General features: G+C 47.9%; 11 protein-coding genes. 4 read left to right on the forward strand and 7 right to left on the reverse strand.

Annotated features, from left to right (window positions below):
• Positions 1-76 precede the first annotated feature (76 nt).
• Both MF542_RS15970 and MF542_RS15975 read right to left on the reverse strand, forming a co-directional pair.
• Complete coding sequence (locus MF542_RS15970) at positions 77-826, reverse strand: CPBP family intramembrane glutamic endopeptidase (RefSeq protein WP_247021288.1); 750 nt, start codon at positions 824-826, stop codon at positions 77-79.
• Positions 827-954: 128 nt separating this feature from the next.
• Positions 955-1,713 (reverse strand): NAD kinase, encoded by a 759-nt coding sequence (locus MF542_RS15975; protein ID WP_247021290.1) that lies wholly within the window; start codon positions 1,711-1,713, stop codon positions 955-957.
• A 235-nt stretch (positions 1,714-1,948) separates the two neighbouring features.
• Between MF542_RS15975 and MF542_RS15980 the strand changes: the two genes are divergently transcribed.
• Positions 1,949-2,563: a M15 family metallopeptidase gene (locus tag MF542_RS15980; RefSeq protein WP_247021292.1), complete on the forward strand. Its 615-nt coding sequence runs from the start codon at positions 1,949-1,951 to the stop codon at positions 2,561-2,563.
• A gap of 6 nt (positions 2,564-2,569) precedes the next feature.
• Here MF542_RS15980 and moaA read toward each other — a convergent pair whose 3' ends face one another.
• Complete coding sequence (moaA, locus tag MF542_RS15985; protein ID WP_247021294.1) at positions 2,570-3,598, reverse strand: GTP 3',8-cyclase MoaA; 1,029 nt, start codon at positions 3,596-3,598, stop codon at positions 2,570-2,572.
• A gap of 59 nt (positions 3,599-3,657) precedes the next feature.
• Positions 3,658-3,987: a hypothetical protein gene (locus tag MF542_RS15990; RefSeq protein WP_247021296.1), complete on the reverse strand. Its 330-nt coding sequence runs from the start codon at positions 3,985-3,987 to the stop codon at positions 3,658-3,660.
• A 128-nt stretch (positions 3,988-4,115) separates the two neighbouring features.
• Here MF542_RS15990 and MF542_RS15995 point away from each other — a divergent pair, with 128 nt between their 5' ends.
• The gene (locus tag MF542_RS15995) at positions 4,116-4,751 is read left to right on the forward strand and encodes a DsbA family oxidoreductase (protein ID WP_247021298.1); all 636 of its coding nucleotides are present in this window, start codon (positions 4,116-4,118) and stop codon (positions 4,749-4,751) included.
• Positions 4,752-4,877: 126 nt separating this feature from the next.
• On the opposite strand, the gene MF542_RS16000 is transcribed toward MF542_RS15995, so the two are convergent.
• The 3 genes from MF542_RS16000 to MF542_RS16010 all read right to left on the reverse strand — a co-directional run bounded on the left by MF542_RS16000 (position 4,878) and on the right by MF542_RS16010 (position 9,455).
• Complete coding sequence (locus MF542_RS16000; RefSeq protein WP_247021300.1) at positions 4,878-5,426, reverse strand: outer membrane protein; 549 nt, start codon at positions 5,424-5,426, stop codon at positions 4,878-4,880.
• Between the two features lie 197 nt (positions 5,427-5,623).
• Positions 5,624-9,118 carry a transcription-repair coupling factor gene (mfd, locus tag MF542_RS16005; protein ID WP_247021302.1) on the reverse strand — a complete coding sequence of 1,165 codons (3,495 nt, stop codon included), beginning with the start codon at positions 9,116-9,118 and terminating at the stop codon, positions 5,624-5,626.
• A gap of 34 nt (positions 9,119-9,152) precedes the next feature.
• Positions 9,153-9,455 (reverse strand): FAD assembly factor SdhE, encoded by a 303-nt coding sequence (locus tag MF542_RS16010; protein ID WP_247021304.1) that lies wholly within the window; start codon positions 9,453-9,455, stop codon positions 9,153-9,155.
• 97 nt (positions 9,456-9,552) lie between these two features.
• On the opposite strand from MF542_RS16010, the gene recG reads away from it, so the two are divergent.
• Together recG and MF542_RS16020 are read left to right on the forward strand one after the other, a co-directional pair.
• Positions 9,553-11,637 (forward strand): ATP-dependent DNA helicase RecG, encoded by a 2,085-nt coding sequence (gene recG / locus MF542_RS16015; RefSeq protein ID WP_247021306.1) that lies wholly within the window; start codon positions 9,553-9,555, stop codon positions 11,635-11,637.
• Positions 11,638-11,640: 3 nt separating this feature from the next.
• Positions 11,641-12,354, forward strand: a complete 714-nt coding sequence (locus tag MF542_RS16020; protein WP_247021308.1) for a CPBP family intramembrane glutamic endopeptidase — start codon at positions 11,641-11,643, stop codon at positions 12,352-12,354.

The raw sequence follows: 12,354 nt of genomic DNA on the forward strand, positions 1-12,354 counted from the left end.
AAAAAAGCCCAAAAGGGCATTCCCTATAAAGGGACGGGAGCAGGCCTCTGTGAGATATCACGGAGGCCTGTTATTTTTATGTTGCTTTAAGATCAGCCTTCTTAAGGCAGTAGATGCCCGGCAGACCACATGCGATAAATATAATTATTACTGCTACTGCATAGCCGCCAATATCACCTGCGCTTTGTTCATAACCGGGCAGGAAGAAGCTATTGATGCTGCCGCTGGCATTTATGAGGGTGTGAGCAATGATAGGTATCCAGATATTGCGGGTGTAGGCTGCAATTCCCGCAAAACATATACCGAAGATGGTAGCATAGATAACCTGAGCTCCGGTATCTACGAGAGGTGCTTCTGTTAGATTGAGAAAGTGCAGGATCCCGAAAATCCCTGCTTGTACCAGCGCTGCTTTAAAAAGCCCTGAACGGGTATCCGCCCAGGCGTTAAAGAGCAGGAAGAAACAGAAGCCACGGAGTAGTGTTTCTTCGAAAAGGCCCGTTGAGAAATTCCCTAATATCCACCCTGCAATACTTGTGGTGCTGAATTCCAGAGTGCTAAAATCAAAGGAGGCCAAGTTTAGTGAACAAACAAGCGCCGTTGGGATGATAGCTAGAAGCCAGTACCGGAACTGGCGACCAGTGGGTTTGGTGAACCATGCATCTCGAAGCCAATTTAGCTTGAATAGTGTGATAATGATGGTGATGGCTATAAAATACCGAAGGATAGCCTTGGTGATATCCTGATCAATTCCCATGTTGCCGAACAGTTTCGGAATAAAAAGTAGAGAGAGGATGGATGCGGTGATGCCAGCTATTGAGCTGATCACCGGACGTGATCTTAATGTATGTTTAAGGTTCATTTTCGCTAGTCGTATATGTGTTTTTGTTATATCGGCTTAATGTCGTACCTACACATATAAGATAAATATTATTGTTTTGCGATAATTATTTTATGTTAATTAGCAAATTGCTCTGTAAAGATACGTTCCGCGAGAGTGTGTTCAGCATCAAAAAGAAGGTTCAGTTTTGTTTGTCTGTCCTCTTCAATAACCACATGGCGTACATCGCGCACTTCATGCATATCTGCCACAGCAGATACAGGGCGTTTCTGTGGTTGATTGATTGTAAGCTCAACAGAAACGTGGTGTGGAAGCAAGGCCCCACGCCAGCGGCGCGGCCGGAATGCGGAAATTGGAGTAAGTGCCAAAAGGTCAGAGCCCAGCGGAATAATGGGGCCATGGGCGGAGAGGTTGTAAGCCGTGCTGCCCGCGGGGGTGGCGACAAGAACCCCATCGCCAACTAGCTCGGGAAGACGTACCTTACCGTCAATGGCAACACGGATATTAGCGGCTTGCCGTGTTTCCCTGAGAAGAGAGATTTCATTAATTGCAAGATGTTCAATGATTTCACCATCACATGTGGTGGCACGCATTTTAAGGGGGTGCAGGGTGAATTGATCTGCCTTTGAGATACGGTCGATAAGGTCTTCTTCAGAATATTCATTCATCAGAAAGCCGACTGTTCCTTTATTCATGCCAAAAATTGGTATATCGCGGCCCATAAATGCATGAAGCGTTTGCAGCATAAAACCATCACCGCCAAGGGCAATAATAACATCAGCCTCACGTGTGCTCACAGCCCTAAACCTGCTACGCAGTGCCTTTGCTGCATTTGTTGCTTCACCAAATTCGCTCGCAATAATCGCGATCTTCATACATCCAACCCCTTACGAATTGGTCATTACTATAGGTCAAAATCTCTTATGTGCGAGAAGTATTTCCATGTGGAGCAGTAAACAGCGAAGAAAGCTGTTGTACTTAGCCTTCAGGCACGTATCCTCATACCTCTATGGGAATTTAATCTAAATCAAATTTTGTGTGACCATGGCTAAAAAATTTCTATTGATATAGGTTTTTCTCAGTAGCCTGAAGCTACTTGCTCAAGAGACTATGCCCGATGGTTTTGTGGACATCAGTGAAGCTATTCCAACTATTCAGGTTGAAGCGCGTTATGCAGGTTTTGATAATTTTGTAGGGCAACCGATAGACGGTTATGATGCGCATAAAGTTATTGTATCTCAAGAGGTTGCTCTAGCATTAAAAGCCGTGCAGGCTGAGTTGGTACAGCAAGGCATGTCGCTTAAAATATACGATGGATACCGGCCACAGCGTGCTGTGGACCATTTTGTAAGGTGGGCGCAGGATGAAAACGATACGCTTAACAAGCATAAATTTTACCCAGCTGTGCCTAAGTCAAAATTGTTTGAACTTGGTTATATAGCTGCACGTTCTGGGCATAGCAGGGGCGGGTCAGTGGATGTAACCATTGTGCAGGTAACTCATGATGTGTGGGTTGATCTGGATATGGGGAGTTCCTGGGATTTATTTGACCCGAAATCACACCCATCTTCTGATGAGGTGTCTGAAACAGCTCGGCAAAACAGACAAAAACTAGCAAACCTAATGATAAAGTATGGGTTTAAGCCCTATGCGGAAGAATGGTGGCACTTTACACTGAAAGCTGAGCCTTATCCCGAAACCTATTTTAATTTCTCTATTAAATAGAGAGCTCTAACCGCCGGTCTGGCTCATGTGGCGGCCAACTTTACCAACCATTTTGCCATCTGACATAGCAAAATCATGGGCACGTGGTTTGTTGCCGGTTGCCTTATTCAGGCATTCAGCTAGGGTATCATCAGCGTTTCCGCCTCTAAGCGCTGCACGCAGGTCAACATGATCATCCTGTCCAAGGCACATGTATATGCGCCCGGTGCAGGTCACTCGCATGCGGTTGCAGCCATCGCAGAAATTGTTGGTAAGTGGTGTAATCAACCCAAGCTTGGTGTTTGTATCATCTACCTTAAAATATCGCGCAGGACCACCGGTATGATAGCTGGAAGGTGCAAGAGTGAATGTTTTCTCTAGGTCATCCTTCACTTTGGAGAGCGGGAGATATGTATCCTCCCGTGCATCGGCAACATCACCGAGGGGCATGGTTTCAATCAGCGTGAGATCAACATCCTTTTCAGTGGCCCATTTGAGAAGAGCTGGAAGCTCATCTTCGTTTTTACCGCGCATGGCAACAGTGTTGATCTTCACACGAAGGCCAGCTTTTATTGCTGTATCAATACCTCGCAGCACTTGATCAAGTTGATCGCGCCGAGCAGTTTTTTTGAAGGTTTCTCTATCAAGCGTATCAAGTGAAATATTCACCCTGCGTACGCCTGCGTCATAGAGAGCATCAGCCAATAAAGGTAGTTGGGTGCCATTAGTGGTGAGAGTTATCTCGTCCAGCTCGCCAGCTTTAACCTTGTCGCCAAGCGCTTTAATCAGCCACATAATGTTTTTACGTACGAGGGGCTCACCGCCTGTAAGCCGGATGCGCTTCACACCACGTTCGATAAAAGCTTCAGAGACTTTGAGCATTTCTTCCAGTGTCAGCACGTCCTGTTTTGGCAAGAAGACCATATCCTCTGCCATACAGTATGTGCACCTCAGGTCGCATCTATCTGTTACCGATAGGCGCAAATAGGTGATAACCCGGCCAAATTGATCGGTGAGCCTGTTTGTACTGTTTGAATTACTTTGAAGTCCTGACATGGCGCTAAAGTGGCGATGAGCACCCGTTTCGTCAAGTCATAGCTGCGTGATTAAAAGAATTACCCTTCATCATCCAACAGGGAGCCGAGAGTTTCATCAATAGCCTGAAAGGCTTTGGCGTTGGCCGCGAAAGATTGTTCTTCGGCTCGGAGGTCTGCAAATTGCTGGATAAGAGAACCAACAGAAGCGCCGGAAAGGTTGGTGTTATTAACTGTTTGTGCAGTAGTTGGTGCCTCCGTGCTTGTATTCTCACTAGGTGAGCTTTCGACAGCATCCGAAAAAGAGGAAGAGGCTGCACTGGTGCTGTTCAGGATATCGCGCGCGATTTCTGTTGCGCGGCGTTCCGCCTGCAGTAGCCCATTCTGTGCTGTATTCAGTGCTTTGATCATGAAGTTGTTATCTCACTTTTCCGAGTTTCCATTATATGGTCGCATCTGAAAATCACGTAAAGATTTATGTACAATTTTATGTAATGCGCTATTTGACGTAAAAATACGCATGAAAGATGGAGCGAACGATGCAGCTTGATGTGGTGATAGATGTTGTCTGCCCTTGGTGTTATCTGGGAAAACGTCAGCTTGATAAAGCAATGGAAATGCGTCCTGGGGTAATAACTGATCTCAGGTATCGTCCTTATCAACTAGGCCCGGATACGCCGCCTGAAGGTGTTGACCGTGCGGAATATTATGCGAAGAAATTTGGTGATAGTCCCCAGCTGAAAGCGGGTCGTGAGCATCTACTGAAGGTTGGAGAAACACTGGGTATTACCTTCGATTTTGAAAGCAAATGTACCATTGGTAATACGCTTGATGCTCATAGACTTATCCGCTGGGCATACTCGTCAGGGGTGCAGGCTGAAGTGGCAGACCGCATCATGCAGCTTTATTTCGAAGAATGTCAGTTTATTGGTGATCGTGAATTATTGGTATCGATCGCGGTTGAAAAAGGGATGGACGGTACGCTCGTTGCTGATCTTTTGGCATCAGATAAAGATATCGCCGAAGTAAAAGGTGAAGTTCAGGCTGCACAGCAAATGGGTGTTACCGGTGTGCCTATGTTTATCTTTGATAACAAAGCAGGTGTTTCTGGCGCACAAGAAGCAAATGTGCTTGCGGGTGTTATTGATAAATTGCAGGCAGAAAAACGGGCCTAATTAAATGAAGAGACGGCTCCGGGGCAGAGCCGTCTCAAAAGCCCGCAACTAAGCAGAGACATCACTGGGCGTTTGACCATAGGGAACGTCAAACAGGGAACGTGATGAGTTGCGGTGCTCCCTTATTTAGAATTTGAAGATCAGGCCCGTTTTAGCGGCCCAGCCACTGGTGTCGTTACCATATGTTGTGTAATCACCGCTCAGGCGCAGGCTTACGTTTTCGTTGATGGCACGTTCATAACCACCACCAAAGCGCCAGCCGCCGTCGTTAAAGGCATTGTTTTCGCCTGCTGGGTTGAAGCGAGTTCTGGCATAGCCTGCTTTACCGTAAATTAGGTTTGCACCATCATCGCCGAAAGCTGTACCAAGTGTTAGAGATGTGCTCCATTCATACTTGGTTGTGATACCCGCCGCATTGTTATTATAGCCAGTGTCACCAAATGTACCTTCAAGGCCAACTACAAGGCCGTTATCCATCTGGCTTCTGAAACCAAGGATACCACCATAATAGAGGCTACGGTCGCGCTTAACGTCGCCACTGCGTTTCGTTAAATCAAGTCCGGCTTCAATACCGCCATATAGACCGTCAAATTTTTTGTCGTCGTCAGCTTGTGCTGCGCCCGCTAAACCAAAAGAAACTACTGCTGCTGTCAAAATTGTTTTTGTAAATTTCATTATGTCCTCCTCAGGTACATCTTTGTTGGCCACATAATCGTTCGGCCTCGATGAATTTGAATATCAGGGTAGACTAGGGCAGAGATTGGGACGGAAATTGACGATATAAAGAAAGATTAGGGCAAATTGGGGCATTTTGCTGAACATCTGTTCAGAAATAGAAAAAGCGCCACATGAGCGCCTTATTCCGTGAAATATTATGCCACGGCTATCTGTGATAGCTTCTTGGTAAGTGCTGATACAGTTTTTAGCCGCAGCCCAATCTTATCCATTTTGCTGTAATATACCAGTTTATGGTCAGGCCTTACTTTCGCGGTGTTACCGGTGCCAGAGATAAATTGAATAAGCCCCGCAGGGTTGGCGAACTTGTCTTCCCTGAAGCTGATCACTACACCTTTTGGCCCAGCTTCAAGTTTTTCAATGCCAGCACGTTTTGAATGGCCTTTGATAATCATAATATGCGCAAGTTGTTTTACTTCATTTGGCAACGGGCCGAAGCGGTCAATCAGTTCAGCACAGTAAGCGTCTATATCCTCGCGGCTATCAAGGTCAGCCAAGCGGCGGTAAAGGGCCATCCGCTGCGTAAGGTCGGGCACATAGCTTTCCGGGATCATCACGGTAGCGCCGAGATTAATGGTTGGTGACCATTCTGTATCTTCAAATTCCTCGCCGCCACCAGCACGTGCTTCTGCAACAGCTTCTTCAAGCATTTTCTGGTAAAGTTCTACACCCACTTCTTTTACGTGGCCTGATTGCTGGTCCCCGAGCAAATTACCAGCACCGCGAATATCCATGTCATGGCTCGCGATGGTGAAACCAGCGCCAAGCGTATCAAGTGTAGAAAGTACCTGAAGGCGCTTATCCGCACTATCAGTAAGCTTTCTGCCAGCTTTTGTGGTTAGGTACGCGTAAGCACGGGTTTTAGAGCGACCCACACGACCACGCAGTTGGTAAAGTTGTGCAAGACCAAACATGTCAGCACGGTGCACCACCATTGTATTGGCGGTAGGGATATCAATCCCGGATTCAATAATCGTAGTACTGAGAAGTACATCGTAACGCCCCTCATAGAAGGCAGTCATCACGTCCTCCATTGTGGAAGGTGTCATTTGCCCATGGGCAACGATGAACTTAATCTCCGGCACGTAATCCCTAAGGAACTGTGCAATCTCTTCAAGGTCGCTGATACGCGGGCAGACATAGAAACTTTGTCCGCCTCGATAATGTTCCCTCAGAAGTGCTTCACGGATTACGACCTGATCAAACGGTGTTACGAACGTACGAACAGCAAGGCGATCAACAGGTGGTGTGGCAATGATCGATAGATCGCGAATGCCAGACATCGCCATTTGTAGCGTGCGTGGAATAGGAGTTGCGGTAAGCGTAAGCACATGTACGTTGGTTTTCAGCTCTTTGAGCTTTTCTTTGTGGCCCACCCCGAAATGCTGTTCTTCATCAACAATCAGAAGGCCGAGGTCTCGGAATTCAACGCCCTTTGCGAGAAGAGCATGGGTACCGATTACGATATCAATCGTGCCGTTCCGCATTTCATCTTTGGTCGCCTTTACATTTTTTGAACTAACAAGGCGCGAAAGCTGTCCGATGCGGATAGGAAGGCCTTTAAAGCGTTCTGTGAAATTCAGGAAATGCTGGCGTGCGAGTAGGGTAGTTGGTGCAACCACAGCAACCTGGTGCCCGGCCATCACTGCAAGGAAGGCAGCCCTGAGAGCAATTTCCGTTTTGCCAAAGCCTACATCTCCACACACAAGGCGGTCCATTGGCCGGCCGGAGGCTAGATCAGCGGCGACATCACCAATGGCACGAAGCTGATCATCAGTTTCTGTATATGGGAAGCGGGAACAGAATTCTTCGTAAATTCCCTCTGGTGTTGGAATACGCTGGCCTTCACGCATTTCCCGCTGCGCAGCAAGCTTAATGAGCTGCTCGGCTGCCAAACGGATGCGTTCCTTCATTTTGGCTTTGCGGGCCTGCCACGCTACACCGCCAAGCTTATCCAGTTGGCCACCAGATTCTTCGCTGCCGAAGCGGGAGAGAATTTCAATGTTTTCTACAGGTACATAAAGTTTGTCGCCACCATGATAGCTTAGAAGAAGGCAATCATGCGCTGCGCCAGAAACCTGAACTGTCTCTAGCCCCTCGAACTTACCAATACCGTGGCTTGTGTGAACTACAAGATCACCGGGGTTAAGGGCCGAAGCTTCTTTGAGGAAATTATCGGCGCGCTTGTTTTTTCGAGATTTACGAACAAGGCGGTCACCCAGTACATCCTGCTCGGAAATAATGGCAATATCACCGGTTTCAAAGCCCGTTTCGAGCGGTAGTACGGTAACAGCGATCCCCACTTTATTTGCAGTGCGAATATCTTCCCATGTGTCTGCGATGCCAACGGGGGATAGATCGTGGTCTTCAAGCACTGTTTTCATGCGGTCCGCGGAACCAGCTGAATAGCAGGCGAACACAACACGCTTGTCAGCTTTCCTAAGCTCTACAACGTGATCACGTACGGCATCATAAACGTTGATTTCTTTGTTGTTGCGCTCTGGGCCAAAGTTGCGGCCAGCCTTGGCGCTATAATCTACAACATCAATATTCTCTGGCTCAGTGAAAGGGGACAGACGACGAACGTTCTGTTCTTCCAGCGTGCTTTTCCATTCATCCTCGCTCAGGTAAAGGCTGATAACAGGAACAGGTTTATAGGGCGGTGTGGATGTATCCTTATTGCTTTGCTGGATTTCCCATGCTTCTTTCCGTGCGCCAAAATAATCTTCAAGAGCCGTAAAGCGTTCACCAGCGGCTTCATCCGCCTGGTGATCAAGGGATAGAACTGGATTATCAATATAATCAAACAAGGTTTCCATACCGTCATGAAAGAACGGTAACCAGTGTTCTGCGCCTTGGTGCTTGCGGCCTTCACTGATCGCTTCATAAAGCAGGTCTTCACCTTTGGCGGGGCCAAACGTGTTTACATAATTCCGGCGGAAGCGCGTGATGCCTTCTTCAGATAGGGAAAATTCGCTGGCAGGTTTCAGGTGCAAGATTTTTGATTTGCCTGTGGTGCGTTGATCAAGCGGGTCAAATCGGCGGATTGTATCCAGTTCATCCCCGAAGAAATCCAGCCTGATTGGTTCTTTGTATGCCGGCGGATAAATATCAATCAAACCGCCGCGCACAGCAAATTCACCCGGTTCCATCACCTGGCTTGAACGATTATAGCCGTTTGATGCCAGAAAATCTGTGAGCGCGGCCATATCAACCGTATCGCCCGGTTCTGCATGGAAGGTAGCTTCCTTCACCGCCTTCATCGGTGCAACACGCTGAAGGATGGCATTCACGGTAGTTAGAACAAGCCTTGGCGCTTTTAGCCGTTTCACTGAAAGGCGCGAAAGTGCCGCCATACGCTTGGAAACAATATCAGGCTGCGGGCTTACCCGGTCATAAGGCAAACAATCCCATGCTGGAAAATCTATAACATCAAGAGAAGGGGTAAAGAACTTTACAGCGCCCTTGAGGTTCGCAAGCCTGCTGTCATCCCGCGCAATATGCAGGAGAGGGCGTTTGCTATCTGCAAAAGCACGCTCACAGACGGTGGCAAGCAGCATGGCGTCATAGCCGCTTGGCACGCTAGAAGCTGTTAAAGGTAAATCTTCGCTGACAAATTTATCGAAAAGCATGGTTTGTTATTATTCTTAAAGAAAAGGGAAGTGCTTATTTGGCTTTCAAGGTCATAAAATCAAGCTTCTGAATGCGAGCTATCATTTCATCATCGAATTTTTCAGGCACATTTTCACCATTTGTAACCCAACCAAGGATTTCCTGATCATTTTCCTCAAACAAACTTTCGAACCAAATGATATCCTCAAGCGTGAAATCCTTAATGTTGGCTTCCACGAAATTCCCAAAAATCAGATCAAGCTCTTTGATGCCGCGGTGCCACGCCCGGAATAAAAGGCGGCGCTTGCGGTCTTCAAGGTTGATTTCCTTGTGTGGGTTATATGTCAGATCAGTCATTTTTACTTGGCCCTTAAAGCTACCCATTGGCGGGGCGCACACCATAAGCTATGGTCACACATCATTAAAGGGGATTCTTCGAAGTTGATGAGGGTTTATGCGTCCTGCACTGTTAAATGAGTATTTTGCGGATATAGAACGTTTGCCGGGAATTGGGCCGCGCAGCAAGCTGGCGTTTGAACGGTTAGCAGGCGGGCGCACTGTTGACCTCCTGTTTCATATGCCTTCTGGCCTTGTTGACAGGCAGTATCGGCCCAAAGTGGCAGAAGCTGCACCGGGTTCCCTTGTTACACTTGAGGTAACGGTTCATGAACACAGGCCCGGGCCAAACCGCAGGGTGCCATACCGCGTAGTGTGTAGTGATGATACGGCAGAGCTAACGCTCGTGTTCTTTAATCCGCGCGCCGATTGGCTGAAGAAACAATTGCCTGAAGGTGAGAAACGGATCATCAGCGGCAAGCTGGAGCATTATAACGGCAAAGCACAAATCACCCATCCAGATTATATGGTAGACCCGAACAGCCCAGATGATATGCCGCTTCTAGAAACTATTTATCCGCTTACGGCAGGCGTTTCAGGGAAAGTGCTAAGGAAAGCGATCGGGGGTGCGGTGGCAAGCGTGCCTGAACTTCCTGAATGGCATGATGAAAGCCTTATGAAGCGTGAAGACTGGCCTGATTTTATGACGGCGCTTGAGCGTATGCACAAGCCCGAACACGCAGATGATTTGGAACCATCCAGTGATTTTAAGCGCCGTTTGGCGGCAGATGAACTGCTCGCTACCCAGCTTGCGCTTGCCATTGTGCGGGAACGTACCCGCAAGAAACGAGGCCGTGTGCTGAAGGGCGATGGTAGCATCCGTAAGAAACTGTTTGATGTTCTGCCGTATGAACTAACGGGGGACCAGCAAAAAGCCCTGTCTGAGATTATCCATGATCTGGAAAGTGAACGTGCCATGCTTCGGCTCGTGCAGGGGGATGTTGGTAGCGGCAAAACCATTGTGGCGCTACTTGCGATGGCTGCTGCCACTGAAGCGGGTGTGCAGTCTGCCATTTTGGCACCAACAGAAATCCTCGCGAACCAGCACTTGGAAACCATCAGTGAGTTCGCCGATAAAGTTGGGCTTAAAATCGCATTGCTTACGGGGCGGGTGAAAGGCAAACCGAGAAAAGCACTTCTCGAAGCGCTTGCGAATGGGGAGATTGATATCCTTATCGGCACCCATGCTATCATTCAGGATGATGTGGCGTTTAAGGATTTGGGGCTCGCAATCATTGACGAGCAGCACAGGTTTGGTGTGCAGCAGCGTCTTGCCTTAGCGGCCAAAGCAGAGCGCGGGGTTGATGTGCTGGGTATGACGGCAACCCCAATTCCCCGCACACTTACGCTTACCGCTTATGGCGATATGGATACTTCGCTTATACGAGAAAAACCGCCGGGCCGTTTGCCTGTAGACACTCGAGTTGTTTCCCTTGACCGTATCGGTGACGTGGTCGCAGGTATTCAGCGTGCGGTGGCAAGTGGTGCGCGCGCATACTGGGTGTGCCCGCTTGTGGAAGAAAGCGAACAGCTTGATCTGGCTGCCGCGGAAGATCGCTTTGAAAGCCTTAAACAGATGTTTGGGGAGCGTGTTGGCCTTGTGCACGGTAAAATGAAGGGTGCAGAAAAAGATGAGGTTATGGGCCGCTTCCAGCGTGGTGAACTAACTGTACTGGTTTCCACCACCGTAATTGAAGTGGGCGTGAATGTGCCTGAAGCCACTATTATGGTAATTGAGCACGCGGAACGTTTTGGCCTTGCCCAGCTTCACCAGCTTCGTGGTCGCGTGGGGCGTGGTAGCGGTAAATCAAGCTGTATCCTGCTGCGGACGAACCAGATTGGTGAAGTGGCAAGCAGCCGCTTGCGGATCATGCGCGAAACCGAAGATGGTTTCCTGATCGCGGAAGAGGATTTGAAATTGCGTGGTGGCGGAGAAATCCTTGGTACCAAACAGAGCGGCCTGCCAGAATTTAAAATGGTGGATTTCACTGAGCATGCAGATTTGATTGAACTGGCCCGGGATGACGCGCGCTTGATCATCAACAAAGACCCTGAGCTTAAAGGTAAACGCAGTGATGCACTCAGACATCTTCTGTATCTCTTTGAGCGTGATGAAGGTGTACGCTTGATGGGGTCGGGGTGATACATGATTGGCATTATTATTGGTTTATTGCTTTCATGGGGGCTATTGAAATGGCTCACTAACGGTGGGGTAAAGCAGCTTTTTGAAGGTGGGTGGTTACGCAGCACCAGGCTGCTGTTTACAGGGGTTGCTTTCGGTTTATTAGTTTCTACGATAGCGGCTGCAATACGGTTATGGTTGGTTGGAAGTGTTCTCTCTTTAAACCCTGATGTATCGAGCTGGTTATTGCTGGAAGGTTTATCGTTTGTTGTAAAGTCCGTCGCTTATGAAGAGCTATTATTTCGCGGAGCAATTTTCTTAATTGTTATGCAAAGGTTTGGCGCTTGGCCTGCATTATTTACTTCTTCTGTATTATTCGGGATATATCACTGGTTTACAATGGGGATTGTAGGGCAGATCATTCCGATGATAGCCATATTTTTAATGACAGGATTTATGGGGGCAGTTTGGGCATATGCGTTTGTTAAGTGCAAAAACATTCTGTTACCCATTGGGCTTCATATTGGCGCAAATTTAGTAAGCGTGGTTATTTTATCGTCTAGTGCACTTGGAGCCCAGCTCTTCATAGAAAACCAAGGGATGCCGCTCTTTGAATATGCTTGGGTGGTGACGCTGTTGATTAGTTTATTTCTTGTACAGCTATTGACCTTATTCTTCGTCAAAATAAGTCATTCAAGGAATTTGTTTAGTGTAAATGGCGATGAAGTGACGAGGTAA

The sequence above is a fragment of the Kordiimonas laminariae genome, assembly GCF_023008165.1.
Lineage (GTDB): Bacteria > Pseudomonadota > Alphaproteobacteria > Sphingomonadales > Kordiimonadaceae > Kordiimonas > Kordiimonas laminariae.

What these genes read in the sequence shown, in the direction of transcription:
- MF542_RS15975 (WP_247021290.1), bottom strand. Translation starts at nt 1,713, where the DNA reads ATGAAGATCGCGATTATTGCGAGCGAATTTGGTGAAGCAACAAATGCA.
- MF542_RS15980 (WP_247021292.1), top strand. Translation starts at nt 1,949, where the DNA reads ATGCCCGATGGTTTTGTGGACATCAGTGAAGCTATTCCAACTATTCAG.
- moaA (WP_247021294.1), bottom strand. Translation starts at nt 3,598, where the DNA reads ATGTCAGGACTTCAAAGTAATTCAAACAGTACAAACAGGCTCACCGAT.
- MF542_RS15990 (WP_247021296.1), bottom strand. Translation starts at nt 3,987, where the DNA reads ATGATCAAAGCACTGAATACAGCACAGAATGGGCTACTGCAGGCGGAA.
- MF542_RS15995 (WP_247021298.1), top strand. Translation starts at nt 4,116, where the DNA reads ATGCAGCTTGATGTGGTGATAGATGTTGTCTGCCCTTGGTGTTATCTG.
- MF542_RS16000 (WP_247021300.1), bottom strand. Translation starts at nt 5,426, where the DNA reads ATGAAATTTACAAAAACAATTTTGACAGCAGCAGTAGTTTCTTTTGGT.
- mfd (WP_247021302.1), bottom strand. Translation starts at nt 9,118, where the DNA reads ATGCTTTTCGATAAATTTGTCAGCGAAGATTTACCTTTAACAGCTTCT.
- MF542_RS16010 (WP_247021304.1), bottom strand. Translation starts at nt 9,455, where the DNA reads ATGACTGATCTGACATATAACCCACACAAGGAAATCAACCTTGAAGAC.
- recG (WP_247021306.1), top strand. Translation starts at nt 9,553, where the DNA reads ATGCGTCCTGCACTGTTAAATGAGTATTTTGCGGATATAGAACGTTTG.
- MF542_RS16020 (WP_247021308.1), top strand. Translation starts at nt 11,641, where the DNA reads ATGATTGGCATTATTATTGGTTTATTGCTTTCATGGGGGCTATTGAAA.